This window comes from Saccharothrix sp. BKS2 (genome assembly GCF_047689505.1).
GTDB classification, from domain to species: Bacteria; Actinomycetota; Actinomycetes; order Mycobacteriales; family Pseudonocardiaceae; genus Actinosynnema; species Actinosynnema lopnurensis.
In genome coordinates this window covers 391,088-417,012 of sequence record NZ_JAUQOL010000005.1, presented here as the reverse complement: position 1 = coordinate 417,012, position 25,925 = coordinate 391,088, and the positions used below count along the sequence as shown (strand labels likewise).

Annotated in this window: 14 protein-coding genes; 10 read left to right on the top strand and 4 right to left on the bottom strand. The window is 74.4% G+C overall.

The genetic code is table 11. From position 1 onward, the window contains the following. The first annotated feature begins 5 nt into the window (after positions 1 to 5). From Q5530_RS12930 to Q5530_RS12890, 9 genes are all read left to right on the top strand, one after another. The gene (locus Q5530_RS12930; protein ID WP_415362425.1) at positions 6 to 2,282 is read left to right on the top strand and encodes a pyridoxal-phosphate dependent enzyme; all 2,277 of its coding nucleotides are present in this window, start codon (positions 6 to 8) and stop codon (positions 2,280 to 2,282) included. Next, positions 2,279 to 3,325 carry a low-specificity L-threonine aldolase gene (ltaE, locus tag Q5530_RS12925; RefSeq protein WP_415362424.1) on the top strand — a complete coding sequence of 349 codons (1,047 nt, stop codon included), beginning with the start codon at positions 2,279 to 2,281 and terminating at the stop codon, positions 3,323 to 3,325. Before Q5530_RS12930 ends, ltaE begins: the two co-directional genes overlap by 4 nt. Beyond that, on the top strand, positions 3,322 to 8,742 hold the full coding sequence (locus Q5530_RS12920; protein ID WP_415362423.1) for an amino acid adenylation domain-containing protein: 5,421 nt from the start codon (positions 3,322 to 3,324) through the stop codon (positions 8,740 to 8,742). The genes ltaE and Q5530_RS12920 overlap by 4 nt, the downstream gene beginning before the upstream one ends. Continuing rightward, positions 8,739 to 9,638, top strand: coding sequence for a kinase (locus Q5530_RS12915; protein ID WP_415362422.1), 900 nt, complete (start codon positions 8,739 to 8,741; stop codon positions 9,636 to 9,638). Before Q5530_RS12920 ends, Q5530_RS12915 begins: the two co-directional genes overlap by 4 nt. 43 nt (positions 9,639 to 9,681) lie before the next feature. Then, positions 9,682 to 10,365 carry a hypothetical protein gene (locus tag Q5530_RS12910; protein WP_415362421.1) on the top strand — a complete coding sequence of 228 codons (684 nt, stop codon included), beginning with the start codon at positions 9,682 to 9,684 and terminating at the stop codon, positions 10,363 to 10,365. A gap of 1 nt (position 10,366) precedes the next feature. Further along, entirely contained in the window at positions 10,367 to 12,064 is a 1,698-nt protein-coding gene (locus Q5530_RS12905; RefSeq protein WP_415362420.1) for an amino acid adenylation domain-containing protein, read from the top strand. Further along, positions 12,061 to 13,347 (top strand): cytochrome P450, encoded by a 1,287-nt coding sequence (locus Q5530_RS12900; protein WP_415362419.1) that lies wholly within the window; start codon positions 12,061 to 12,063, stop codon positions 13,345 to 13,347. The genes Q5530_RS12905 and Q5530_RS12900 overlap by 4 nt, the downstream gene beginning before the upstream one ends. 4 nt (positions 13,348 to 13,351) lie before the next feature. Then, a complete protein-coding gene (locus Q5530_RS12895) occupies positions 13,352 to 14,107 on the top strand; it encodes a thioesterase II family protein (RefSeq protein WP_415362418.1) in 756 nt (251 codons plus the stop codon). A gap of 277 nt (positions 14,108 to 14,384) precedes the next feature. Beyond that, positions 14,385 to 15,671 carry an MFS transporter gene (locus Q5530_RS12890; RefSeq protein WP_415362417.1) on the top strand — a complete coding sequence of 429 codons (1,287 nt, stop codon included), beginning with the start codon at positions 14,385 to 14,387 and terminating at the stop codon, positions 15,669 to 15,671. Positions 15,672 to 15,723: 52 nt separating this feature from the next. Here Q5530_RS12890 and Q5530_RS12885 read toward each other — a convergent pair whose 3' ends face one another. Genes Q5530_RS12885 through Q5530_RS12870 form a run of 4 tightly spaced genes read right to left on the bottom strand, consistent with a single transcriptional unit; the run spans position 15,724 to position 20,403 of the window. Further along, the gene (locus tag Q5530_RS12885; protein ID WP_415362416.1) at positions 15,724 to 17,262 is read right to left on the bottom strand and encodes an AMP-binding protein; all 1,539 of its coding nucleotides are present in this window, start codon (positions 17,260 to 17,262) and stop codon (positions 15,724 to 15,726) included. Further along, the gene (locus tag Q5530_RS12880) at positions 17,259 to 17,918 is read right to left on the bottom strand and encodes an FMN-binding negative transcriptional regulator (protein WP_415362415.1); all 660 of its coding nucleotides are present in this window, start codon (positions 17,916 to 17,918) and stop codon (positions 17,259 to 17,261) included. Before Q5530_RS12880 ends, Q5530_RS12885 begins: the two co-directional genes overlap by 4 nt. A gap of 10 nt (positions 17,919 to 17,928) precedes the next feature. Further along, on the bottom strand, positions 17,929 to 19,197 hold the full coding sequence (locus Q5530_RS12875) for a lysine N(6)-hydroxylase/L-ornithine N(5)-oxygenase family protein (protein WP_415362414.1): 1,269 nt from the start codon (positions 19,195 to 19,197) through the stop codon (positions 17,929 to 17,931). 24 nt (positions 19,198 to 19,221) lie between these two features. Then, positions 19,222 to 20,403, bottom strand: a complete 1,182-nt coding sequence (locus Q5530_RS12870) for an NAD(P)/FAD-dependent oxidoreductase (RefSeq protein WP_415362413.1) — start codon at positions 20,401 to 20,403, stop codon at positions 19,222 to 19,224. Between the two features lie 585 nt (positions 20,404 to 20,988). Here Q5530_RS12870 and Q5530_RS12865 point away from each other — a divergent pair. Beyond that, positions 20,989 to 25,917 carry an amino acid adenylation domain-containing protein gene (locus Q5530_RS12865; protein WP_415362412.1) on the top strand — a complete coding sequence of 1,643 codons (4,929 nt, stop codon included), beginning with the start codon at positions 20,989 to 20,991 and terminating at the stop codon, positions 25,915 to 25,917. Positions 25,918 to 25,925 lie beyond the last annotated feature (8 nt).

Genomic DNA, 25,925 nt, shown 5'->3' with positions numbered 1-25,925 from the left:
CGACCATGATCTTCGACGACATCACCGACGCGATCGGCCACACGCCGCTGGTCCGCTTGCGCGTGCCGGCGGCCGAGGGGGTCGAGGTCTACGCGAAGCTCGAACTCCAGAACCTGTTCGGGATGAAGGACCGGGTGGCCGCGAACATCATCCTGGAGGCCAAGCGGGTCGGCGCGCTCGCCGACGGCGCGCACATCGTGGAGAGCTCGTCGGGCACGATGGCGCTCGGCGTGGCGCTGGTGGGCACCTCGCTCGGCCACCCCGTGCACATCGTCACGGACCCGCGCGTCGACCGGATGACGCTGGCCAAGCTGCGCGCCCTGGGCTGCGAGGTGCACGTCGTGGAGGCGATGACCTCGCACGGCTGGCAGAGCGCGCGCATCGAACGCCTCGAACAGCTGATGGCCGACCTGCCCGGCGCGTTCTGGCCGCAGCAGTACGGCAACCCCGACAACCCCGGCGCCTACCGCAGGCTCGCCCGCGAGGTGCTCGACGACCTCGGCGCGTTCGACGTGCTGGTCGGGTCGGTCGGCAGCGGCGGTTCGCTGTGCGGCACGTCGCGGGCGCTGCGCGAGAGCCTGCCCGACCTGCACGTGATCGGCGTGGACTGCGTCGGCAGCGCCCTGTTCGACCAGCCGGACGAGCCGCGCCGGCTCCAGAGCGGCCTGGGCAACAGCCTGCTGCCGAAGAACCTCGACCGCACCCTGCTGGACGAGGTGCACTGGCTCAACGACCACGAGGCGTTCGCGGCGACCAGGGCGCTGGCGGTCGAGCAGCGGATCTTCGCGGGCAACACGTCCGGCTCGGTCTACCGGGTGCTCACCGACGTGGCCCGGCGCGCCGGGCGGGGCACGAAGGTGGTCGGCATCTTCCCCGACCGCGGCGACCGCTACGCCGACACCGTCTACAGCGACGGGTTCTGGGCCTCCTCCGGCCTGACCGACCTGGCCGTCGCCGACGTGCCCGAGCAGGTCGACTACGGCACCGAGGTGACCCGGTGGTCGCGGGCGGTCAACAAGTCCGGGCTGGACCTCGACCGGCACCTGGTGTTCGTGGAGGCCAACACCACCGGCACCGGGATGATCGCGCTGGACCTCGCCGCGGGGCTGGGCCTGCGGCCGGTGCTGCTGACCGGGCAGCCCGAGCGGTACGCGGGGCTGGCCGCGACCGGCGCCGAGGTGCTGGTGTGCGACACGAACTCGCCGAGCGCGCTGCGCGCGGCCGTGCAGGACCGGTTCCGCCGCGAGGAGCTGGCCGGGGTGGTGAGCACCAGCGACTTCTACGCGCCCGCCGTGGCCGACCTGGCGGCGTGGCTCGGCTTGCCGCGCAACCCCGTGGACGCGGTGCGCACGTGCCGCGACAAGTCGCTGCTGCGCCGCAGGCTGGCGGGCGCGGGCGTGCCGCAGCCCCGGTTCGCCGTGCTGGAGGAGCCGGTGACGCCGGAGGCGGTGGCCGCGGCGGTCGCCGAGGTCGGGTTGCCGTGCGTGGTGAAACCGGTGGACGACTCCGGCTCCAACCTCGTGCGGCTGTGCCACGACACCGGGCAGGTCGCCGCGCAGGCCGACCGCGTGCTGGCCGTGCGGGAGAACGTCCGGGGCATGCCGACCGCCCGCAGCGTGCTGGTCGAGCAGTACGCGCGCGGCCCGGAGTTCAGCGTCGAGCTGTTCGGCCTGGCAGGGCGGACGGAGCTGGTCGGCGTCACCCGCAAGTCCGTTACCGGCGGGCCGCACTTCGTGGAGCACCGGCACCTGTTCCCCGCGCCGCTGAACCCCGCGGACGCCGACGCCCTCGCCGACGTCGCGCGGCGGGCGGTGGAGGCGGCGGGGATGGCGCTGGGCGCCACGCACACCGAGGTCGTGCTCACCGACGACGGCCCCGCCGTGGTCGAGGTCAACCCGCGCCTCGCGGGCGGCATGATCCCCGAGCTGATCCGCCTGGCCACCGGGGTCGAGCTGCTGGAGCAGCAGTTGCGCGCGGCGGTCGGCCTGCCACCGGACCTCGCGCCGTCGGACAGCGGCTGCGCCGGCATCGCGTTCCTGCTCGCGCCGGCACCCGGCGTGCTGCGCGCGGTGGACGGCGTGGCCGACGCGGAGGCCCTGCCGGGGGTGACCGCGGTGACCGTCACCGCCCGGATCGGCGCGACCGTGCGCCCGCCCGTCAACGCCTACGACCGCCTGGGTCACGTCATCGCCCGCGGTGCGACGCCAGAGGAGGTCGACGCCGTGCTCACCGCCGCGCTCGACCGGATCGACACCCGCATCGAGCCGGAGGCCGGCCAGTGATCGAGCTGCGCAGCGACACCTTCACCCTGCCCACGTCGAACATGCTCAAGGCGATGGCCGACGCGCCGCTGGGCGACGACGTCTACGGCGAGGACCCGACCGTGCGCGGGCTGGAGGAGCTGGCCGCCGAGGTGCTCGGCAAGGAGGCCGCCTGCCTCACGCCCAGCGGCACCATGGCGAACCTCGCCGCGATCATGACCCACGCGCCGCGCGGGGCGAAGGTGCTGGTCGGGGACGAGTCCGACATCTACGTCTACGAGGCCGGCGGCGCGTCGGTGCTGGGCGGCGCGGTCTACGAGCCGGTCCGCACCGGTGCCGACGGCACGCTGGCCCTGGAGGACCTGGCCCGCGGCTTCCCCGACGACCCGGACGACCCGCAGTTCGCGCTGCCCGCCCTGATCTGCCTGGAGAACACGCACAACCGGGCGGGCGGCAAGGTGCTGCCGCCGGACTACCTCGCGCGGGTGCGGCGGTTCGCCGACGAACGCGGCGTGGCCGTGCACCTGGACGGCGCGCGGGTCTTCAACGCCGCCGTGGCCTCGGGCGTGCCGGTCGCGCGGATCGCCGAGCACGCCGACTCGGTGCAGTTCTGCCTGTCCAAGGGCCTGGGCGCGCCCATCGGCTCGATCGTCGCCGGTTCGGCCGAGTTCATCACCGGGGTCCGGCGGCTGCGCAAGATGCTCGGCGGCGGGATGCGCCAGGCCGGCGTGATCGCCGCGGCGGGCATCCTGGCCATCACCGCGGCCGACCGGCTCGCCGAGGACCACGCCAACGCCCGCCGCCTCGCCGAGGGCCTGGCCGACGTGGACGGCGTCGAGGTCGACCCGGCCGCCGTGCAGACCAACATCGTGATGTTCCGCGTCACCGACCCCCGGTTCACCTGGCGGTCGTTCGTGGCCGCCGCCGCGGCCGAGGGCCTGGCCGTCGGCGAGCTGGGGCACGGCCGCATCCGCGCCGTCACGCACTCCGGCGTGAGCACGGCCGACGTGGACCGGGCGGTGGTCGTGGTCCGCGACGTGGTGAAGCGGGGGCCGCTCGGATGACCGCCGACCAGGGTGCCGCGACCGGCGTCTACGTCTTCCCGGCGTCGCGCGCCCAGTACCAGATGTTCTTCGTGCAGCAGGTGGTCGGCGACGCGCCGACCTACCACGTGCCGCTGTGCTACCGGCTCAGCGGGGAGGTGGACGAGGGCGCGTTGCGCCGGGCCGTCGCGGACGTCGTCGCCCGGCACGAAGCGCTGCGCACCCGCTTCGCGCTCGCCGACGGCGAGTTGTTGCAGGTGGTGGACCCGACGGCGGAGCCGGAACTCACCGTGGCGCACGCCGTCCCGGCCGACGGGTGGGTGGCGCGCGAGGCCGCCCGACCGTTCGACCTGGAACGCGGCCCGCTGTTCCGCGCGGCCCTGCTGCGCCTGGGCGGCGCCGAGTCCGTCCTGGTCCTGACCATGCACCACATCGTGTGCGACGGCTGGTCGGCCGACCTGGTGTTCGGGGAGGTCGTCGAGGGCTACGCCGCGCACGTCGCGGGCCGCGACCCCGACCTGCCCGCGCCCGCCTTCCAGTACGCCGACTACTCCGGCTGGCAGGACGAGTGGCTGGCCGGTCCGGCGGCGGCGGCGCAGCTCGCGCACTGGCGCGAGGTGCTCGCGCACCCCCTGACCACCCTGGAGCTGCCCACCGGGGGACCGGGCGGGCCGCCGGCGGGCGCCGACCTGTCGTTCGACCTGCCGGCCGACGCGGTGGCCCGGTTGCGGGCGCTGGCGGCCGAGTCCGGCGCGACGCTGTTCATGGTGCTGCTGGCGGCGTTCAAGGTCCTGCTGCGCGAGCTGTCCGGTGTGGACGACGTGGTCGTCGGCACGGTGTCGGCCAACCGCGGCCGGCCGGAGTTCGCGGGCACGGTCGGGTTCCTGGTCAACACCCTCGCCGTGCGCACCCGGCTGGACGGCGCGCCGACGTTCCGCGACGTGCTGCACCGGGTGCGCGGCAACGCGCTGGCCGCCTTCGCCAACCAGGACGTGCCGTTCGAGCTGGTGGTGGAGGAGGTCAAGCCGCCGCGCGCGGGCGACCGGCACCCGGTGTTCCAGGTGCTGTTCACGTTCTTCGAGGCGGGCGACGGCACCCGCACGGCCGCCGATGTCGGTTTCACGCCGTTCCTGCTCGACTCCGGCACGGCGAAGTTCCCGCTCACGCTGGAGATCACCGACCGGGACCGGGGCGCGGGCGCGAACTTCGAGTACCGGTCGGACCTGTTCGGCGCCGAGCAGGTGGGCCGGTTCGCCGAGCGCTACGCGCGGCTGCTGGAGGACGTGGCCGCCGACCCGGACCGGCCGCTGGACGCGAACCGGCCGCCGGACCCGGACCGGCCGCCGGACGCCGTCCGGGCGCGACCGGTCGCGGCGGAGGACGACTGGGACGAGCCCGCGCCCTACGCCGCGCCGACCAACGCGGTGGAGGCCGTGCTGGCGGGCATCTGGTCCCAGGTCCTGGGACGCGACCCGGTGGGCATCGACGACAACTACTTCGAGATCGGCGGCGACTCGATCCGCAGCGTCCAGCTCCTGGCGCGGGCGCGGGAGCACGGTCTCGGCATCAAGGTGACGGACCTCGTGCTGCACCAGACGATCCGCGAGCTCGCGCCGCGCACCACGCCGGCCGAGCCGGGCCAGACCGCCGAGGTCGGCCGGCTGGAGCTGCTCGCGCCCGCCGACCGGGAGCTGATCGGCGACGACGTCGTGGACGCCTACCCGCTGTCGGCGTTGCAGGCGGGGATGCTCTACCACAGCGAGTCCTCCGACTCCGAGCAGATCTACCACAACGTCGCCACCTACCACCTGCGCGTGGAGCACTCGGAGACCGCGTGGCGGGAGGCCGTGGCAACGGCCGTCGCCCGGCACGAGGTGCTGCGCACGTCGTTCGCGGTGGCCGGGTTCGGCGAACCCGTGCAGCTCGTGCACGCCCGGGTGCCCACCCCGCTCACGTTCGAGGACCTGCGCGACGAGGCGGACGTGGAGGCGGCCGTGGCCCGGCGGTTCCGCGCCGAGCGGGCCCGCCCGTTCGACTGGACCCGCCCGCCGCTGATCCGCTTCCACGTCCAGCGCCGCGCCGACGACGAGGTCCAGCTGTGGATCGTCGAGCACCACGCGATCGTGGACGGCTGGAGCGGCCGGTCCCTGTTCGCCGAGCTGCTCACCCTCTACGTGCGGGCGCTCGGCCACGACCGCGAGGTCCCGCCCCCGCCGAAGGCCCGGTTCCGCACGTTCGTCGCCCTGGAGCGCGCCGCGCTCGCCGACGACGCGCAGCGGGCGTTCTGGACCGACCTGCTGCACGACGTCACGGCGGGCGCGCTGCCGCTGGGCGGACCGGCGACGGCCGAGCCGGACATGGCGATGACGGAGTTCACCGTGCCGGCGGAGGTCGGCGCCGGCCTGCTCGCGCTGGCCAACCGGCTCAGGGTGTCGGTGCGCGTGGTGCTGCTGGCCGCCCACCTGCGCGTGGTGTCCCTGCTGTCGGGCCGCGACGACGTGGTGACCGGCGTCGTCTACAACGGCCGCGGCGAGGAGACCGACGGCGACCGCGTGCTGGGCCTGTTCCTCAACACCGTGCCGTTCCGGCTGGAGCTGCCCGACGGCACGTGGGCCGACCTGGTGCGGCACGTGTCGGACGCGGACGTGGCGATCCAGCCCCACCGCCGCTTCCCGCTGGCCGAGCTGCAACGCGCGCACGGCGGCGAGCCGCTGTTCGAGACCTTCTTCAACTACACGCACTTCCACGTCTCGCGCGACCAGCCCTCCGGCGACGTGCTGGAACTGGTCGACGAGGACAGCGTGGTGCCGACCAACTTCCCGTTCGGCGCCGAGTTCTTCCGCGACGCCGGGACCGGCGAGATCGCGATCGGCCTGCGGCACGACCGGACCCGGCTGGACACCGGGCAGGTCGAACGGGCCCGCGACTACTACCTGGCCGCGCTGCGCGCCCTGGTCACCGACCCCGACGCGACGCACACCGACGCGGAGCTGCGGCCCGAGCGCGAACGGGCGCTGCTGGCCGGGTGGAACGACACCGACCGGCACTACCCGGGGCCGCACCTGCTGCACGCCCTCACCGACGGCGACCCGGACGCGCCCGCCGTGCGGTTCGGGGACACCGTGCTGACCTACCGGGAGTTCGACGCCCGCGCCAACCGCCTCGCGCACCGGTTGATCGAGCTGGGTGTCCGCCCCGGCACGTTCGTCGGGGTCAGCGCGGAGCGGTCGGTGGAGCTGGTCGTCGCGCTGCACGCGGTCGTGCGCGCGGGCGGGGCGTACCTGCCGCTGGACCCGGACAACCCGCCGGCGCGCACCGAGGAGATGGTGGCCCAGGCGCGACCGGTGGTGGTGCTGGCCGACCGGGACCTGCCCGGCGCGCACCGGCTCGACCTCGCCACCGCCTACCCGGACACCGCCACCGGCCACCCCGACACCGCCACCGCTCACCCGGACACCGCGCCCGTGACGGCGGTGACGCCCGACGACCCCGCCTACCTGATCTTCACGTCCGGCTCGACCGGCCGCCCCAAGGGCGTCGTGGTCCCGCACCGCGCCATCGCCAACCGGCTGCTGTGGATGCAGGACGAGTACCCGATCGGGCCGGACGACCGCGTGCTCCAGAAGACGCCGTACTCGTTCGACGTGTCGGTCTGGGAGTTCTTCTGGCCGCTGATGACCGGGGCGTGCCTGGTCGTCGCCCGACCGGGCGGTCACCGCGACCCCGCCTACCTGACCGGGCTGGTCCGGGAGGCCGGGGTGACGGTGCTGCACTTCGTGCCGTCGATGCTGCGCGCGTTCCTCGACGACGACGACGTGCCCGCGTGCACGTCCCTGCGGCGGGTGTTCGCCAGCGGTGAGGCGCTGCCGCACGACCTCCAGCAGCGGTTCTTCGCCACCCACCCGGCCGAGTTGGTCAACCTGTACGGGCCGACGGAGGCCGCGGTGGACGTCAGCCACTGGCGGTGCCGCGACGACGGTCGCGCCGTCGTGCCGATCGGCCGGCCCATCGCCAACGTCCGGCTGCACGTGCTGGACGCCCGCCGCCGGCCCGTGCCGATCGGCGTGGCCGGGGAGCTGCACATCGGCGGCGTCGGCCTGGCCGACGGCTACGTGGGGCGGCCCGACCTGACCGCGGAGCGGTTCGCGGGCGGGCTGTACCGGACCGGCGACCTGGCCCGGCACCTGCCCGGCGGTGAGCTGGAGTACCTGGGCCGGGTGGACGACCAGGTCAAGGTGCGCGGGTTCCGGGTGGAGCCGGCCGAGGTCGAGGCGGTCCTCGGCGGGCACGACGGCGTGCGGGGGTGCGCGGTCGTGGTCCGGGACGGCGCGCTGGCCGCGTTCTTCGCCGGCGACGCCGACCCGGCGCGGCTGCGGGCGTTCCTGCTGGACCGGCTGCCCGAGCACATGGTGCCGCGGCTGTGGCGGGCGGTGGACGCGATCCCGCTCTCCGCCAACGGCAAGGTGGACCGCAGGGCGCTGGCGGCCGTCGAGGTGCGCCGTGACCGGACGTCCGCCGCCGAGCCCGTGACCGAGGCCGAACGCGTGCTGCTGGACGTGTGGCGCGACGTGCTCGGCATCGAGGACGTGGGTGTGCTGGACACGTTCGGCGAACTGGGCGGCCACTCGCTCAAGGCGTTGCGGCTGCTCACAGCGGTGCGCAAGCGGTTCGGCCGCGCGGTGCCGGTGAACGGGCTGCTCGACGGCGGCACGGTCCGCTCGGTCGCGGCCCTGCTCACCGGGAACGACGCGGCCGTGGAGGACCGGCCGCGGCTGCGGGTACTGCGCGCCGGCGGCGACGGCACGCCCGTGGTGCTCGTGCACCCGGCGGGCGGCGCCCTGTCGGTCTACCGGGCCTTGGTGGCGGCGATCGACCCGCGCCACCCGGTGCACGGCGTCTCCGCGGCGGCGCGACCCGCGGCCGACGTCGGCGAGACCGCCGCCGCCTACCTCGGCCTGCTGCGCGGGTTCCCCCGGCACCACCTGGCCGGGTGGTCGTTCGGCGCGGTGGTGGCGCACGAGATGGCGGTCCGCGCGCCGGACCGCACCGCCTCGCTGACCATGGTCGACCCGTCCTACCCCGGCCAGTACGACGTCGACGACGTGGACTTCGCCGAGCAGCTGCGCCACGAACTCGGTGACGGGCCCGCCGGGGACGCCGCCGCGCTGCTGGCCGTGTTCGAGGCCAACGCGCGCGCGCACGCCCGGCACCGACCCGGGGTCTACGGCGGTGACGCGGTGTTCGTCCAGGGCGAGGAGAACCGCGAGCACGACAGCGCGGGCCGGTGGGCCGCGCACGTCGCCGGCCGCTTCACCGCGCACGACCTGCCCGCCGACCACTTCGCGCTGGTGCGGCCACCGCACGCGGCGGCGGTCGCGGCCCTGATCGACCTCGGCGCCGGTTCCGACCCCGGGCCCAACCGGGGAGGCGGCACGTGACCCACATCGGCCACGGTCGCGCCTCCGGCACGTTCGGCGAACTCCTCCAGGGCGCGTTGCCCGAGGGCGAGCGCGACTTCCTCGTCACCCTGCCCATCACCGAGTACTCGACCGCCCGGTTCGAGCTGACCGGCGAGCACGACCCGGTGGTGGTGTCCCCGCCGAACAAGGAGAAGTCGCGGCGGCTGGTCGAGCGGATGCTCAGCGCGGGCGGCCACCGGGGCGGCGGCGTGCTCGACCTGGCGAGCAGGCTGCCCGAGGGCAAGGGGCTGGCCAGCTCGTCGGCGGACCTGGTGGCGACCGCCCGCGCGGTGGCGGCCGCGCTGGGCCAGCAGCTCGACGCGGTGGCGATCGAGGGCTTCCTGCGGCACATCGAGCCGACCGACGGCGTCATGCACGACGGCATCGTGGCGTTCTACCACCGCGAGGTGCGGCTGCGGAAGCGGCTGGGCTGCCTGCCGGTGCTGACGATCGTCGGCGTCGACGAGGGCGGCCAGGTGGACACCGTGCGGCACAACCGGGTGCCCAAGCCGTACACGGCGCGGGACCGGCAGGAGTACGCCGAGCTGCTGGAGGCGTTGACCGACGCGGTGCGCGGGCACGACCTCGCCGCCGTGGGCGCGGTGTCCACCCGCAGCGCCGAGCTGAGCACGAAGGTGCGACCCCGGCCGTTGCTGGCGGAGCTGCGCCGCATCGGCGACGAGGTCGACGCGCTCGGCCTGGTGATCGCGCACAGCGGGACGGTGATCGGGGTGCTCATCGCCGACAGCGACCCGGCCCGGGAGGACAAGGTGCGGTTCGTGGTGGAGGAGTGCCGGGAGCTGTCCGGCGCGGTGTCCGTGCACACCTCGCTGTGCGTCGAGGCGACGTGCGCGCCGCAGAGGGTGGGTGCCTGATGGGGACCGTCCCGGGGGCGCGGCCGGCGGGGGTGGGCGGCTGATGGAGCTCACCGTCCCGGCGCGCTTCAACGGCCCGCCCGACTCGGGGCAGGGCGGGTACGTGTGCGGCCTGCTCGCGGGCCTCGCCCCGCCCGCCGAGGGGCGCGCCGTGGTCACCCTGATCGCCCCGCCGCCGCTGGACACCCCGATGCGCCTGGAGGCCGGCGCGCGCCGGTCGCACCTGTGGCTGGGCGACGAGGTGGTCGCCACCGTCGGCGCGGCCACCCGGCCGGTCCCGGTCGTGGCCGCGGTGCCGGCGGACGTGGCGCGGCGCGCGTCGGAGGGGTACCTGGGCCACCGGGACCACCCGTTCCCGACGTGCTTCGTGTGCGGGCACGAGCGGGCGGACGGGCTGCGGCTCGCACCCGGCCCCGTGCCGGGCGCCGACGGCGTGGTGGCGTGCGAGTGGGTGCCCGAGGACACCTCGACCGAGGTCCTGTGGGGTGTCCTGGACTGTCCGGGCGGCTGGACCGCCGACCCGCGCGCCGACCCGATGGTGCTGACCCGGATGACCGCCGAGGTGGTCCGCGCCCCGCGCCCCGGTGTGCCGCACGTCGTGGTCGCCCGCCGGGAGGAACGCCACGGGCGCACGGCCGTGAACCTGACGAGCGTCTACGGGGCGGACGGCGGCCTGGTGGCCACCTCGACCGCCCGGTGGACGGCCATCGACACCGAAGGGGTGTGACATGCGGACGATCCCGGCGCTGTTCGCGCGCCAAGTCGCGGCCGTGCCGCAGCGGACCGCCGTGACCGGCACCGGGCGGCGGCTGTCCTACGCGGAGCTGGACGACGCGTCCGCCCGCCTCGCCCTGGCCCTGCGCGTGCGCGGTGTCCGGCGCGGCCACGTGGTGGCCGTCGACTCGGCGCGGTCGCCGCTGGCGCCCGTCGCCCTCCTGGGTGTCGTGCGCGCCGGCGGGTGCTACCTGGCGCTGGACCCGAACGACCCGCCGGAGCGCCGCGCCGCCCTGCTCGCCGACGCCGGGGCGTCGGTCGTGCTGACCGAGGACGAGGTCTTGGTGGACGGACCGCGCGGCGAGGACGTCGAGGTCGGCCCCGAGGACCTGGCCTACATCGCCTACACCTCCGGCTCCACCGGCACGCCCAAGGGCGTCTGCGTGCCCCACCGCGCCGTGGCCCGACTGGTGCACGGACCCGACTTCGTCACCCTCGCCGAGACCGACGTGGTGTTGCAGCACGCCCCGCTCGCCTTCGACGCCTCCACCCTGGAGGTCTGGGGGGCCCTGCTCAACGGGGCGCGCCTGGCCGTCGCGCCGCCCGGCGACCTGGCGCCCGCCGAGGTCGCCGACTTCGTGCGCGCCGAGGGCGTCACCGTGGCCTGGCTGACCGCCGGCCTGTTCCACCAGGTCGTGGACACCGCGCCGGCCGACCTCAAGGGCGTGCGGCAACTCGTGGCGGGCGGCGACGTGCTGTCACCGTCCCACGTGGACAAAGCGGTCGGGCTGCTGCCGGACACCACGCTGGTCAACGGGTACGGCCCGACCGAGAACACCACGTTCACCTGCTGCCACACCGTCCGCGGCCGGCTCACCACGGCGACCGTGCCGATCGGCACGCCCATCCGCGGCGGCGGGGTGCACCTGCTCGACCCCGACCTGCGACCCGTCCCGGACGGCGAGGTCGGCGAGCTGTACGCGACGGGCGACGGCCTGGCGCACGGCTACCTGAACCGGCCCGCGCTGACCGCCGAGCGGTTCCTGCCCGACCCCGCCACCCCCGGCGGGCGCATGTACCGCACGGGCGACCTCGCCCGCAGGCTGCCCGACGGGGCGTACGAGTTCGTCGGCCGCGCGGACGCGCAGGTGAAGCTGCGCGGGTTCCGGGTCGAGCCCGGCGAGGTGGAGGCCGCGCTCGCCGCGCACCCCGACGTGCTGGACGTGGCGGTGGTGGCGCAGCCCGACCGGGCGGGCGGCAGGCGGCTCGTCGCGTTCTACACCACCGACGGGCTGGTGTCGGTCGCCGACCTGCGGCGCGCGCTCGCCGCCGTGCTGCCCCCGTACATGGTGCCCGCCACGTTCAGCAGGCTGCCCGCGCTGCCGCTGACCGCCAACGGCAAGGTGGACCGCGCCGCGCTGGCCGCCACGCCGCTGCGCGAGCGGCCCGAACTCGACACCGACTACCGGGCGCCCAGCGGCGAGGTGGAGCTGTGGCTGGCCCGGCTGTGGGCCGACGTCCTCCAGGTCGACGAGGTCGGCGTGGACGACGACTTCTTCGAGCTGGGCGGTCACTCCCTGCTGGCCACGATGATCACCGCGGAGATCGGCAACGAGCGGGGCGCGTTCGTCCGGGCCCGCACCTTCTACGAGAACCCCACCATCGCCGAACTCGCCGAGCACTTGGCCGCCGTGGCGGAGGGACCCCGATGAGGCTCAGCACACCGACCGGTGACGAGGAGGTCGACCTCGACGCGGTGGACCTGTTCGACGCGGCCACCTACTCCGACGGCGACCCGCACGTGGTGTGGCACGCCATGCGCGACCGCGCGCCCGTGCACCGCCAGGTGCTGCCCGACGGCCGCGGGTTCGTGTCCGTGACGCGGCACGACGACGTGAGCGCCGTGCTGCGCGACCACACCCGGTTCACGTCCAAGCGCGGCACCCTGCTGTCCATCCTCGGCAGCGCGGACCCGGCGGCCAACAAGATGATGGCCGCCAGCGACCCGCCCGTGCACACCGCGATGCGCGAGCCCATGGCCAAGGCGCTGTCGTTCACCGCGCTGCGCGCCCGGCACCCGTCCGTGCTCGCCGTGGTGCGGCGGCTGCTCGCACCGCTCGCCGGGGCCGAGCCGTGGGACGTGGCCGAAGCGGGCACCGGGTTCCCGATGGAGTTCACCGGGGCGCTGATGGGCCTGCCCGAGTCGGACTGGCCCGAGCTGGCCCGGCTGACCACGATGGCCATCGCGCCGGAGGACCCGTCGTTCGGCGCGGAGGCCGGGCACGGCTCGCTGGTCGCCGCGCACCACGAGCTGTTCGAGTACTTCGGCGAGCAGGTCCAGGGCCGCGGCGAGCGCGACGACCTGATCGGGTTCCTCAAGGCGATGGACGTCGGCGGTCGCGGCATGCGCGCCGACGAGCTGGTCTACAACTGCTACAGCCTGCTGCTCGGCGCGAACGTCACCACACCGCACGCGCTGGCCGGGACGGTGCTGGCGTTCGCCGAGCACCCCGACGAGTACGCCCGCCTCACCGGCGACGACCACCAGACGTCGATCGCGGTGGAGGAGGGGTTGCGCTGGGCCTCGCCCGCCAACCACTTCATGCGCTACGCCGTGGTCGACACCGAGCTGAGCGGGCGGCCCGTCCGGGCGGGCGAGGCCGTGGTGGCGTGGCTGGGCTCGGCCAACCGCGACGAGCGGGTCTTCGCCGACCCCTACCGGTTCGACGTCGCGCGCACCCCGAACCGGCACGTGGCGTTCGGGTTCGGCCCGCACTACTGCATCGGCGCGCCGCTCGCGCGCATCGCGCTGCGCCTGCTGTTCGGGGAGGTCGTGCGGTTGGTCGAGCGGTTCGAGCTCGCCGGTCCCGTGGCGCACCTGAGGTCCAACTTCGTGGCGGGCATCCGGAGCATGCCGGTGCGCGCCGTCCTGCGGCCGGGCGCCGCGGTCGAGCCGGGGGAAGGTGCCGATGTCGTCTCCGCCACGTCGAGGTAGGTGGTTGCTGCGGCGCCCCGACCCGGAGGCCGCCGCCCGCCTGTTCGTGTTCCCCTACTCGGGGCTGGGCGCGTCGATGTACGCCCGGTGGCCCGCGCGGGTCGGCGACATGGAGGTCTGCGCCGTGCAGCCGCCCGGCCGGGAGAACCGCATCCGCGAACCGCACTACGGTGGCTACGCCGACCTGGCCGAGGCCGCCGTGCCGCAGTTGCTGCCCTACCTGGACCGGCCGTTCGCGTTCTTCGGGCACTGCGGCGGCGCGCTCGCCGCGTTCGCCACGGCCGTGCGGCTGGAGGGGACCGGGGGACCGCCGCCCGCCGTGCTGTTCCTGTCGTCGCAGGTCGCGCCGCACGAGGGCCCGTACGGGCGCTTCCTGTCGATGACCGACGCCGAACTGGCCGTCGAACTGGCCGCGCTGACCCGCGCGATGGGCGGCGCACCGGACCCCGACATGATCGACCTGGGACTGGGGGTGTTGCGGGCCGACATCACCGCGAACCAGCGCTACCGGCTCGACGACCCGATCGGCCTGCCGAGCGCGGTGTGCGCCCTCGGGTGGGCCGACGACGTCGAGATCAGGCCGGAGCAGATGGGCGGCTGGCGCGAGTACGCGCCGCCCGGCCGGTTCTCCGCGCCCGTGCTGGCGGGCGGCCACCACGAGTTCCTCGGCGCGCCCGGTCACCTCGTGGCCGAGGTGGACCGGACCATGACCGAGGCACTTCGCGTGACCGGGGGGCGGGCATGGCCGGGCACGTCCTGAGCCGCCGCCCGACGCGCACCCGCCGCGAGCGGTTGTCCGCCGATCGGGAACCGGGTCGCGACGCCGCCCGGAACAGGTCGGGAAACGCCGGTCGCACCGAAAGCGCGATGTACCCGATACCGCGATTGCGGGCCGGACCGGAGCCGGAGGCCGCCGAAGACGTGAAGGGCTTGGCGGACTATGTTGGCCCGGTCGACCCGGTGTTCGAATTCCGGATCGACGAGTTCCGACGCGACCAGGGTCCCGGTACCCGGTTTTCCCCCGGAAGGCACACGTGATGAATGGCCGGCCCGGCAGTTTGTTCCAGCAGGCGAATTTCCGCAACCTGTGGTTCGGACAGACCCTGTCGTTGTTCGCGGCGGAGATCACCGCCGGTGTGATCCCCCTGCTCGCGGCGCTCACCCTGAACGCCAGCGTGCTGGAGATGGGCGTGCTGTCCGCCGTCTCCTTCCTGCCCTACCTGGTGATCAGCCTGTTCGCGGGTGTGTGGCTGGACCGGCTGCCCAAGCGGCCGGTGATCGTGGCGGCCGACCTGGCGCGCGGCGTGCTGCTGCTGCTCGTGCCGCTGGCCGCCGTGCTCGACCTGCTCAGCATGCCGTTCCTGCTGGTCATCGCGGTGCTGATCGGGGTGGGCACGGTGATCGCCGACATCGGCAGCGCCTCGTTCCTGCCGAGCGTGGTGGGCCGGCGGGACCTGGTCGACGGCAACGGCAAGCTGGAGATCAGCAACAACGCCTCCCGGATGGCGGGCGAGGCGGTGGGCGGCGTCCTGGTGCAGGTGCTCACCGCGCCGTTCGCGCTGCTGTTCAACACGGTGGCCTACGCGGCGTCCGCGGTGTTCACGCAGCGCATCCGGGTGGACCCGGACGTGGAGCCCGAGGTCGACGAGGACGACGAGGAGCAGCCCGACGCGCGCAAGCCCGACTTCTGGCGCGAGGTCGGCGAGGGGCTCCGGTTCGTCTTCGGCAACCCGATCGTGCGCACGCTCGCCATCACCGCGCTGCTGTTCAACCTGTTCACGTTCTTCATCGAGCCGGTGTTCCTGATCTTCATCACCCGGACGCTCGCGCTGGAGCCGATCTACATCGGCCTCATCCTGTCCTCGTCCGGCGTGGGCGGCGTGGTCGGCGCGATGATCTCCGGTCGGGTGTCGCGGAAGCTGCCGCTGGGCACGCTGCTGGTGGTGACGCAGGTGCTCGCGGGCGCCGCGTCCCTGCTGATCCCGGTCGCCACGCTGGTGCCCAAGCCCGCCGCGGTGGTGCTGATCATCGTGATGCACTTCGTGGACGCGGTCATGGTCATCGTCTACAACGTCAACCAGCGCAGCTACCGGTCCGCGGTCACGCCGGACGCCCTCCAGGGCCGGATGAACGCCTCGATCCGGATGATCGTGATGGGTGTGTGCCCGCTCGGCGCGCTGCTGGGCGGCGTGGTCGGCAACGCGCTCAGCGCCACCACCGCGCTGATCATCGGCTCGGTGGGCATCCTCAGCTCGGGCGTCTACATCGCGTTCACCCGCATCCGCTCGGTCAAGGAGATCCCGACCGAGCAGCCCGCGTCCTAGGCGCCGGGGAGGAGGGCCGCCCGCACCGGGCGGCCCTCCTCGTCGTGCCCGGTCACCGCGTGCGGGCGAGATCCTCGGCGACGGCCTTGCGGTCGACCTTCCCGCTCGGGGTGCGCGGCAGCGCCGGCCGCACGGCGATCGACTGCGGCACGGCGTGCTCGGGCAGCACGCCCTCGAGGGCCTTGAGCAGGCCCGGCACGTCCAGCTCGGCGCCCGCCTTCGGGGTGACGGCCGCGCGCAGGCTCCGCGCGCCCTCGCCCGCCTCCACCACCACGCACACCGCCGCCGCGACCCCCGGCTGCTCCAGCAGCCAGGCGTCCACCTCCAGCGGGTTCACCCGGTAGCCGCGGATCTTCACGTCGTGGTCGGTGCGGCTGAGGAACCACGCCACCCCGTCCGCGAACCGCACCAGGTCGCCGGTGCGGAACGCGCGGGTGTGGCCGTGCGGCGTGCGCGGCACCTCCACGTACCGCCGCTCGTTCAGCTCCGGCTGGTTCAGGTAGCCCAGCGACAGCGGCAGGCCCGCCACCAGCAGTTCGCCCACGTCCGGCACGTCCGGGTCGGCCGGGTCGAGCAGCAGCTCGCAGCCCGGCAGCGGCACGCCGATCGGCGGCAGCGCGGGCCACGACGAGGGCGGCCCGGTGAGCACGTGCGAGCTGACCATCGCCGACTCGCTCTGCCCGTAGTGGTTGGTCAGCCGGCACCCCGGCAGCCGCTCGAACAGCTCGCGGATCGGCGGCGTGCACACCAGCTGCTCACCCGCCGTGTTGACCTCCACCAGCGAGAGGTGCTCCAGCGAGTCCTCGGCGGACGCGGCCACGGCCAGCATGGTCAGCGCCACGTTGGGCAGGAACAGCCGCTCCACCCGGTGCTCGGCCAGCCAGTCCAGCAGCTCGAACGGGTCCTGGCGCAGCTCCTCGGGCACGATCACCAGCGTGCCGCCGCCGCACAGCGTGCCCAGCACCTCCTGGAACGACACGTCGAAGTTCAGCGGCGCGAACTGGGCGGTGCGCAGGTCCGGCCGCGGCGAGTGGGCGCGCTGCCACTCGGCCATGCCGTCCAGGCAGCTGTGCGGGATCGCCACGCCCTTGGGCCAGCCCGTCGAGCCGGATGTGTAGATGACGTACACCGGCAGGTCGGGCGAGCACGCCACCACCTCGTAGGCCGCGCCCGCGCCGGGCCGCGGGATCGCCACGGGCACGGCGGGGGAGTCGAACCGGGGACCCGCGCCGGTGTGCAGCAGCACCGACGCGCCGCTGTCGGTCAGCATGTGGGCGAGCCTGCGCTGCGGGTACTCCGCGTCCAGCGGCACGTAGGTGGCGCCCACCGCGGCCACCGCGAGGAACGCGGTGACCACCTCGGCGCTGCGCGCGCCCGCCACCGCGACCCGGTCGCCGGGCCGCACGCCGTGCCCGCGCAGCAGCGCGACGACCTCGCCGACCCACCCGTGCAGCCCGGCGTAGGTGAACGAGCGGTCGCCGTCGACCACGGCGACCCGGTCCGGGTGCTCGCGGGCCGTGGTCACCAGCGAGTCGAGCAGGCACGGCGGTCGCGCCGGGCCGCCCCACAGGGTCGTGGTCGCAGCGGTCATGTGCCCTCCACTCCGTCGCGCCCCAGCCCGTGCAGCCGCATGATCCGGCACAGCTCCGGCCCCGTGCCGCGACCGGTCTCGCGCAGGCTCGCCATGATCCGGGCCTGCACCTCGGGGGGCTTCTCCTGGCTGAGCTTGAACATCGAGTCCACCGATTCGACGTGGAACCGGAACGCGCCGACGCCGGGGACGATCTCGGCGAAGTACCCGTGGGACGACTCGGCCGCCCACCCGTCGCCGAACGCCGCCTCGAACACCTCGACCGTCCGCTTCACCACCTCCAGCGAGCCCTCCCGACCCTCGATCGGTTCCACCCGGCCGTGCAGGTGCACCGAGACGAAGTCCCAGGTCGGCGCGGCCGGCGTGGTCCGGTAGGTGGTCGGCGTGATGTAGGAGTGGGGCCCGGTGAAGATCAGCACCGACGGGGGCCGGTCGGCCAGCGCCGCCCAGTGCTCGTTGGCCCGGTTGAGGTGACCCCACAGGGTGGTCCCGGCCAGCTCGCCGTCCTCCGGCGCGCCGGGCGGCCGGACCACGGGCAGGTGCGTGGCGAACGGCACGCGGGGCCCGTTGGTGACCAGGGTGGCCAGCGGGTGGTCCCGCACGATCTCGCGAGGCCGGCCGTCGTCGGTGGCGTGGTACATCGGTGGCACGTACACGGGGACCTCCTCACCGGTCCTGGTCGAGGATCGACCGGACGATCTCCCCGGCCCGGACGGCCGTGGTGGACAGCAGGCCGGCGGACAGCCCGTGCGACGGCTCGGCGACCGCGCCCTGGAGGTAGATGCCGCAGCGCACGGAGTCGGAGGTCACCACCCGGTAGTCCCGGTCCAGCACCGGCCGGCCCGCCTCGTCGAGCTTGGCCAGGCCGCGCAGCATCGGCGTCGGGTCGGCCGGCCGGTAGCCCGTCGCGCACACCACGGTGTCCACGTCGAGGTGCGAGACCGCGCCGGTCGGCAGGTGCTCGACCCGCAGCACCACCCCGTCGTCGGTCTCGACCAGGTCGTGCAGCCGCGAGGAGTTCACGATCCGCAGTCGCGGCGTGCCCAGCACCTGCTCCTGGTAGTGGGTGCGGTAGAGCTGGGCGGACAGGTCGGCGTCGACCACCGAGTAGTTGGTGTTCGCGTGGTAGGCGAGCAGCTGCTCCCGGGCCTTGGCGGGCGCGTCGAAGAACAGGTCGACCGCGTCGGGGTCGAACACCGCGTTGGCGAACGGGCTGTCGTCGGCGACGCTGTAGCCGTACCGGGAGAACACCGCCAGCACCTCGGCGCCGGGCAGCTCGCGGTGCAGGTGGTCGGTGACCTCGGCGGCGCTCTGGCCCGCGCCGACCACGGCCACCCGGCGCGGCGAGCGCGAGCGCAGCTCCTCCACCCGGTGCAGCAGCTCGCTGCTGTGCCAGACGCGGGACGAGGTGGTCACGCCCCGTGGCAGGCACGGGGTCAGGCCGGTGGCGATCACCACGTTGCGGGTGCGGTGGGTGGTGGTGCGGCCGTCGCGGCGCACCACCACGTCCAGGTGCTCGACCGCGCCGTCCTGGGCGACCGGCTCGATGCCGACCACCTCGCTGCCGTAGGCGACGGAGTCGGCGAAGTGCCCGGCCACCCACTCCAGGTAGTCGTGGAACTCCACCCGCAGCGGGTACAGCGTCTTGCTGTTGATGAAGCCCGGCAGCCTGCCCTTGGCGTGCAGGTAGGCCACGAAGCTGTGCCCGCTCGCCGGGTTGCGCATGGAGACCAGGTCCTTGAGGAAGGACACCTGCATCGTCGCGCCGTCCAGCAGCATCCCCCGGTGCCAGCCGAACCGCGGCTGGCGCTCGAAGAACTCCGCCCTCAGCGCGTCGACCTCCGCCACCGCCACCGCGAGCGCCAGGTTCGACGGTCCGAACCCGACGCCGACGACGTCGGCAACCGTGGTGATCCCGCGCGGTACCGCAGCCAATCGCTCCGCCTCCCCAGTGGCGCGTCAGATGAAGTCGAGCAGCTCCTCGGTCAGCAGGTCCTCCATCGGCATGAGCCCGGCGACGACGGCGAAGTAACCCGTGGTCAGGTCGGGGTCCGCGGCGATGGCGCGCAGCATCTCCAGCCGCGCCCCGGTGACCTCCAGGCGCGCGAGCTGCAACGTGCCGTGGTAGCTCTCGACCAGTTCCTCGTCCCGCCGGGCCGCCCAGGCGCGCAGGCCGGCGGCCCTCGCGCCGGGGTCGCGCAGACCGTCGCCGAGCGCCTCGGTCAGCAGTTCGGCCTGGAGGAACGCGTTGGAGATGCCCTGCGCGGTGATCGTGTCCCGGTGGTGGCCCGCGTCGCCCACCAACGCCCAGCCGCGACCCGCGGCCCGGCGGAAGAAGTTGCGCTGGTCCCCGGTGCCGACCAGCCTGCCGACCTGCTCGCCGCCCGCGAGCTGCTCGAACACCTCGCCGGCCGTGGTGGCCAGCGCGTCCAGGTGCGCGGCGCGCGGGTCGAGGCGGACCTCGTCGAACCGGTCCTGCGGGAAGTACGTGGCCAGGACCGTCGCGCCCCCGTGCGTGGGGATGGTGGCGATCCAGCGGCCGGTGCGCTCGTGGAACCCGAACCCGGTGTCGATCCCGGTCCACAGCGAGTAGTACACGCAGCTCAGGCGGGGGTCCTCGACCTCGGTGGGCGCCCCGACCAGGTCGGCGACCGCGGAGCGCATCCCGTCCGCGCCGACGACGAGGTGCGCCGGTGCGGCGACCTCGGCGCCCGAGGGCGCGCGGAACCGCACCCCCGTGACCGCGTCGCCGTCGGTGAGCAGGCCCCGCACCGACGAGGAGTCGGAGAACTCCGCGCCCGCCGCCACCGCCGCGTCCACCAGCGCCTGGTCCAGGACGTGGCGCCGGGGGCCGTAGGCGGAGTCGACGCCCTCGAACGCGGGCGCGCGACTGCTCAACCGCACGTCGCCGACCGCGTAGGTGACGGTGTCCAACCGCGGCGCGCCCGAGGCGGTGATCGCGTCCAGCACGCCCCAGCGGGCGAGCCTCGCCACGCCCGGCTGGTGGATGTAGAGCGTGGACATGGTGTCGGAGGGGAACCGGGCCCGGTCCAGCAGCAGCACGCGGTACCCGCGGCGCGCGAGCAGCAGCGCGGTGGCCGCGCCGGCGCACCGGGCGCCCACCACCACGGCGTCGTACATGCCCGCCCTCCTCGGCTGCGCGCCCGGCCTGTCCGGCGCGGTGGTGACAAATGGCGGATAAAGCGATCGTTAAACAGGTCCGCTTAGATCGCGGAATATCGCTTATCGTACGCAACGTAACTCATCGCCGGACGGAGCGCAACGGGCCGGAATAGCTGCCGCAGCCAGCGGAAAAGGACCGCAGTTCGTTGTCTTGACAACCCCTGGGGTGGCTGCTGTAGTGGCCTGGGAGAGCGGCAAGCACTGGGGGTGGACATGCTGCGGGGTTTGTCGCGGTAGTCGTGTCGATTAGGCCGACCGGGTGTCCCACGACCTGATCGGACGCGTACGTAAATGCGGGTGGTGGCACACCGGAAATCCTCCGGAGCGCCGTTCGAGTACCTCAACGCACGATGCTGCCGCGCCTCGTCCCACCGGGGCGGGCGCGTCCGCGCACGCCCGTGAACGGAGGGGATGACGATGGCCGACAGTGTCGCGCAAGCCAGGCGGGAGCTCCTGCGCCGGATGCTCTCGTCGGGGGTGCAGTCTTCGGGGGTGTCGTCTTCCGGGATGCCGTCTTCCGGGGGTCGCGCGCCGGCCGAGCCGGTGCGGACTACCGAACGACCCGACCGGGTCCCGACGTCGGCCGCGCAGAACCGCCTGTGGTTCCTGGACCAGCTCAACGGCCCCAACGCCGCCTACAACGTGCCGTTCGTGCTGCGGTTGCGCGGGGCGCTCGACGAGGGCGCCCTGTGGTCGGCGCTGGACGACCTGGTGGCGCGGCACGAGGTGCTGCGGACGACGTTCGAGGTCGTGGACGACGAGGTCCACCAGGTGATCGGGCAGGCGCGACCGCTGCCGCGCGAGGTGCTGGACCTGCGCGCGCTGCCCGCCGCCGAACGCGGCCCGGCGGTCGACGAGGCCGTCCGGTCCGCGGCCGCCCGCCCGTTCCGGCTGGACGGCGAGCCGCTGGTGCGGGCGTCGCTGCTGCGCGTGGACGACCACCTGCACCACGTCGTGCTGAACCTGCACCACGTCGTCACCGACGGCTGGTCCGAGACCGTCCTGTTCCGCGAGTTCGGCGAGCTGTACTCGGCGCGCGTCCGCGGCGTGCCCGCCGAACTGCCGCCGGCCGCCCAGTACGCCGACTACGCGGTGTGGGAGGCGGAGCAGGCGGGCGGTCCGCTGTTCGAGGCGCAGCTCGCGCACTGGCGCGACCGCCTGTCCGGCCACCTCGGCGAGGCGGGCATCCCGGCCGACCGGCCACGACCGGACGGGTCGAGCACGCGCGGCGACAACGTGCCGGTGGCGGTGCCCGACGACCTCCGCGCCCGCCTCGGCGGCACGTCCCTGTTCACCGGCGTGACGACCGCGCTGGCGGTGCTGCTGCACCGGTACGGCGACCAGGACCGGGTGATCGTCGGCGTGCCGGTGGTCAACCGGACCCGCGAGGACTGGGAATCCGCCGTCGGGTTCTTCGCCAACACGGTGGCGCTGCGGGTGGACCTGTCCGACAACCCGACGCTGGCGCGGGTGGCCGAGCGGGTGACCGAGGAGGTCCTGGACGCCCTCACCCACCAGCACGTGCCGTTCGACCGGGTGGTGGACGCGCTGGACGCCCAGCGCGGCGCGGGCATGAACCCGGTGTTCCAGGTCATGTGCTCGGTCAACGCCACCACGCCGCCGCCCCGGATGGCCGGGTTGGACGTGCGGCTGCGGGCGCTGGACAACGACACCGCGAAGTTCGACGTCGAGCTGGCCGTGGAGTACGACGAGCACGGCGTGGAGTGCCGCTTCGAGTACGCCACCGACCTGTTCGACCGGCCGACCGTGCAGGCGCTGGCCGGGCACTACCGCGTCGTGCTCGACGCCCTGCTGACCGCGCCGGACACCCGGGTGGGCGACATCGCGCTGGCCGACGAGGCGGAGGCGACCGTGGTGCTCGACGGGGTCGAGGCCGTGCTGCGCGACCGTTACGGCGCACCGGTCCCCGTCGGTGTACCCGGTCGCGTGTGGACGGACGGTCGCGAGGACGGCCGGGTGGCGAGGGTCCGCCGGAACGGCGCGGTCGAGGCGGTGTCGACCGGCGCGGGCGACACCGCGGGCGTGGCGGACTTCGCCGAGCCGGCCACGCCGGTCGAGCGCGAGCTGGCCGCCATATGGGCCGAGGTGCTCGGCCGGGACCGGGTGAGCCGGGACGAGAACTTCTTCCGCGGCGCGGGCGGCGACTCGATGCTGGCGACCAAGGTCGTGGTGCGGGTGCGGCGCAGGTGGGGCGTGCGCATCACCGTGCGCCAGATGCTCCAGTTCCCGGTGCTCAAGGACCTCGCCGCGCACCTCGCCCCCTCGGTGCCCGAGACCGCGCCGGACGACGTGCCGGTCATCGACGCCGCGCCGACGGTGCAGGACGTGCCGCTGTCGTTCGCCCAGCAGCGCCTGTGGTTCATCGACCAGCTCGAACCGGACAGCGCCGCCTACAACATCGCCGAGCTGCTGGAGATCACCGGCCCGCTGCGCGTCGACGCCCTGGAACGCGCGCTCAACGCCGTGGTCGCACGGCACGAGGCGCTGCGGACGACGGTGGCGGTCGTGGACGGCGTGCCCGTGCAGCGGATCGCGTCGGAGTCGACGATACGTCTCTCCGTCGAGGACGGACGATCGCCGGAGCAGGCGCGGGCGCGGGCGTGGCAGGACGCGGACCGGCCGTTCGACCTGACCGCCGGGCCGCTGCTGCGCGCCACCCTGCACCCGACCGGTCCCGACCGGTTCCTGCTCGCGTTCACCTGGCACCACCTGGTGTTCGACGGCTGGTCGCAGGACCTGTTCTTCCGCGAGCTGACCGCCTGCTACGCCCGCGAGACCGGCCGCGACGCGGAGGTGCCGCCGGCGCCGGTGATCCAGTACGCCGATTACACGCGGTGGCAGCGCGCCTCGCTGCGGGACGCCGAACTGGCGCGGTTGCAGGACTTCTGGTCCGCAGCCCTGGACGGCGCGCCCGCGCTGCTGGAGCTGCCCACCGACCGACCCCGACCAGCCGTGCGCGGCACCGCGGGCAGCAGCCGGTTCCACGACCTGCCCGCCGACCTGGTGGACGACCTGCGCGCGGTCGCCGACCGGCACGGCGTGACGCTGTACCTGGTGCTGTTCGCCGCGTTCACCGCGCTGCTGGCCCGGCACAGCGGGCAGACCGACATCGTGGTCGGCGGCACCACGGCCAACCGCGTCACCGAGGAGACCGAACGCGTCGTCGGCCTGTTCGTCAACACCCTCGCGCTGCGCACGGACGTGTCCGGCAACCCGGCGTTCGGCGAGCTGGCGGCCCGTGCCCGCGACACCGTCACCGCCGCCTACGCGCACCAGGACCTGCCGTTCGAGCAGGTGGTGGAGCTGCTGCGGGTGGAGCGGTCGTCCAGCCGGACGCCGCTGTTCCAGGTGCTGTTCGACTACCAGGAGGGCAGCTGGTCCTCGCTGGAGCTGGACGGGCTGGCCGTCGAGCGGGTGCGCGGCGCGGACAACGCGGCCATGTTCGACCTGACGTTCGTCGCCGTGGTCGACGACGACGGGCTGCACTGCGACCTCCAGTACGCCACCGACCTGTTCGACGAGGCCACCGCGCGGCGGCTGCTGGAGCGGTGGGAGACCCTGCTGCGCGCCGTCGTGCGCGACCCGGACGCCCGCCTGCACGCCCTCGACGTGCTGCCCGACGACGAGCGCGACCTGGTGACGCGGCGGTTCGGCGCGCCCCGGCCCGCCGTCGGCGGCCGCGAGCCGGTGCCCGCGCGGATCGCGGCGCAGGCCGCGCGCCGGCCCGGCGCTGTCGCCCTCGCGCAGGGCGACCGGCGCCTGTCGTACGCGGAGCTGGACGAGGCGTCGGCCCGGCTCGCGGCCCACCTGGTGTCGCGGGGCGTCGGTCGCGGCGACCGGGTGGTGGTGTGCGCGCCGCGCGGGTTCGAGTACGTGATCGGCTCACTGGCCGCGATGCGCGCCGGCGCGGTGTACGCGCCCGTGGACGCCGCGTTCCCCGCAGCCCGCGTGGCGCAGGTGCTGGCCACGGCCGGCGCGGCGGCGGTGCTGGTGACCGGGGAGACCCGCGGCCTGGTCGACGGCTTCGCCGGCGTCGTCGTGGCGGTGGACGAGCCGCGCGACCCGGCGCCCGCGCCCGACGTGCCGATCGGCCCCGACGACGCGGCCTACGCCATCCACACCTCCGGCTCGACCGGGCAGCCCAAGGGCGTGCTGCTCGACCACGGCGGCCTGGCGCTGCGCGTCGACTGGTACAACGCCGACTGCGCGACGACCGAGCACGACCGGGTGTCCCAGATCGCGGGCACCGGGTTCGACGTGTCGGTGCTGGAGATCTGGTCCGCGCTGGTCGCGGGCGCCGAGCTGCACCTGGCGGACCCGGACACCACGGCCTCCGGCGAGCACGCCGTGCGCTGGCTCGCCGAGCACGGCATCACGGTCGGGTTCCTGCCCACCCCGCTGTGCGAGCTGGCGCTGGACGTGCCGTGGCCCGCCGGCAGCCCGCTGCGGGTGCTGAGCACCGGCGGTGACGCGCTGCGCAAGCGCCCCGCCCCCGACGCGCCGTTCACCCTGATCAACCTGTACGGCCCGGCGGAGGCCACGGTCGTCACCACGAGCTGCGACGTGCCGCCGACCGGGCCGCGGGTGCCGTCCATCGGCACCCCGGTGCCCGGCGCCCGCGTGCACGTGCTCGACCGGCACCTCAACCCGGTGGGCGTCGGCGTGCCCGGTGACCTGCACGTCGGCGGCGGGGGAGTGGCCCTGGGCTACCTCGGCAGGCCCGACCTCACCGCCGACCGGTTCGTGCCGGACCCGTTCGGCTCCGGCGAGCGCCTCTACCGCACCGGCGACCTCGTCCGCTGGCTGCCCGACGGGTCGCTGGACTACCTCGGCCGCATCGACACCCAGGTGCAGCTGCGCGGGTTCCGGGTGGAGCTGGGCGAGATCGAGGCGGTGCTGCTGGCGCACACCGACGTCACCGACGCCGTCGTCGTGGCCCGCGACCTGCCCGGCATCGGCCTGCACCTCGTCGCCTACGTCGTGGGCGACGCGGACACCGAGGAGCTGCGGGCGCACCTGCGCGGCCGGCTGCCGGACTACATGGTGCCGGCGATGGTGCACCCGCTGCCCGCCCTGCCGCTCAACCGCAGCGGCAAGGTGGACCGGGCCGCCCTGCCCGAACCCGATCGCGAGGGCGGCGAGGAGCACGTCGAGCCCCGCACGGACGTCGAGGTGACCGTCGCCGCCGTGTGGTGCGACCTGCTGGGCGTGGACCGCGTGGGCCTGCACTCGAACTTCTTCGCCCTGGGCGGGCACTCGCTGCTCGCCATGCAGGCGGTCGCGCGCCTGCGCGCCGAACTGCACCGCGACCTGCCCGTGCGCCAGCTCTTCGAGACCCCGACCGTGGCGGAACTGGCCGCGGTCCTCTCGACCGCCGCGACCACCGGCACCGCCGAACCCGCGGTCGTGCGGCGGGAACGCCGCCTGCAGCAGCTTCCAGTCATCTCCTGAGCAAAACG

What these genes read in the sequence shown, in the direction of transcription:
- Q5530_RS12870 (WP_415362413.1), bottom strand. Translation starts at nt 20,403, where the DNA reads ATGTACGACGCCGTGGTGGTGGGCGCCCGGTGCGCCGGCGCGGCCACC.
- Q5530_RS12920 (WP_415362423.1), top strand. Translation starts at nt 3,322, where the DNA reads ATGACCGCCGACCAGGGTGCCGCGACCGGCGTCTACGTCTTCCCGGCG.
- Q5530_RS12910 (WP_415362421.1), top strand. Translation starts at nt 9,682, where the DNA reads ATGGAGCTCACCGTCCCGGCGCGCTTCAACGGCCCGCCCGACTCGGGG.
- Q5530_RS12885 (WP_415362416.1), bottom strand. Translation starts at nt 17,262, where the DNA reads ATGACCGCTGCGACCACGACCCTGTGGGGCGGCCCGGCGCGACCGCCG.
- Q5530_RS12890 (WP_415362417.1), top strand. Translation starts at nt 14,385, where the DNA reads ATGAATGGCCGGCCCGGCAGTTTGTTCCAGCAGGCGAATTTCCGCAAC.
- Q5530_RS12930 (WP_415362425.1), top strand. Translation starts at nt 6, where the DNA reads ATGATCTTCGACGACATCACCGACGCGATCGGCCACACGCCGCTGGTC.
- Q5530_RS12900 (WP_415362419.1), top strand. Translation starts at nt 12,061, where the DNA reads ATGAGGCTCAGCACACCGACCGGTGACGAGGAGGTCGACCTCGACGCG.
- Q5530_RS12905 (WP_415362420.1), top strand. Translation starts at nt 10,367, where the DNA reads ATGCGGACGATCCCGGCGCTGTTCGCGCGCCAAGTCGCGGCCGTGCCG.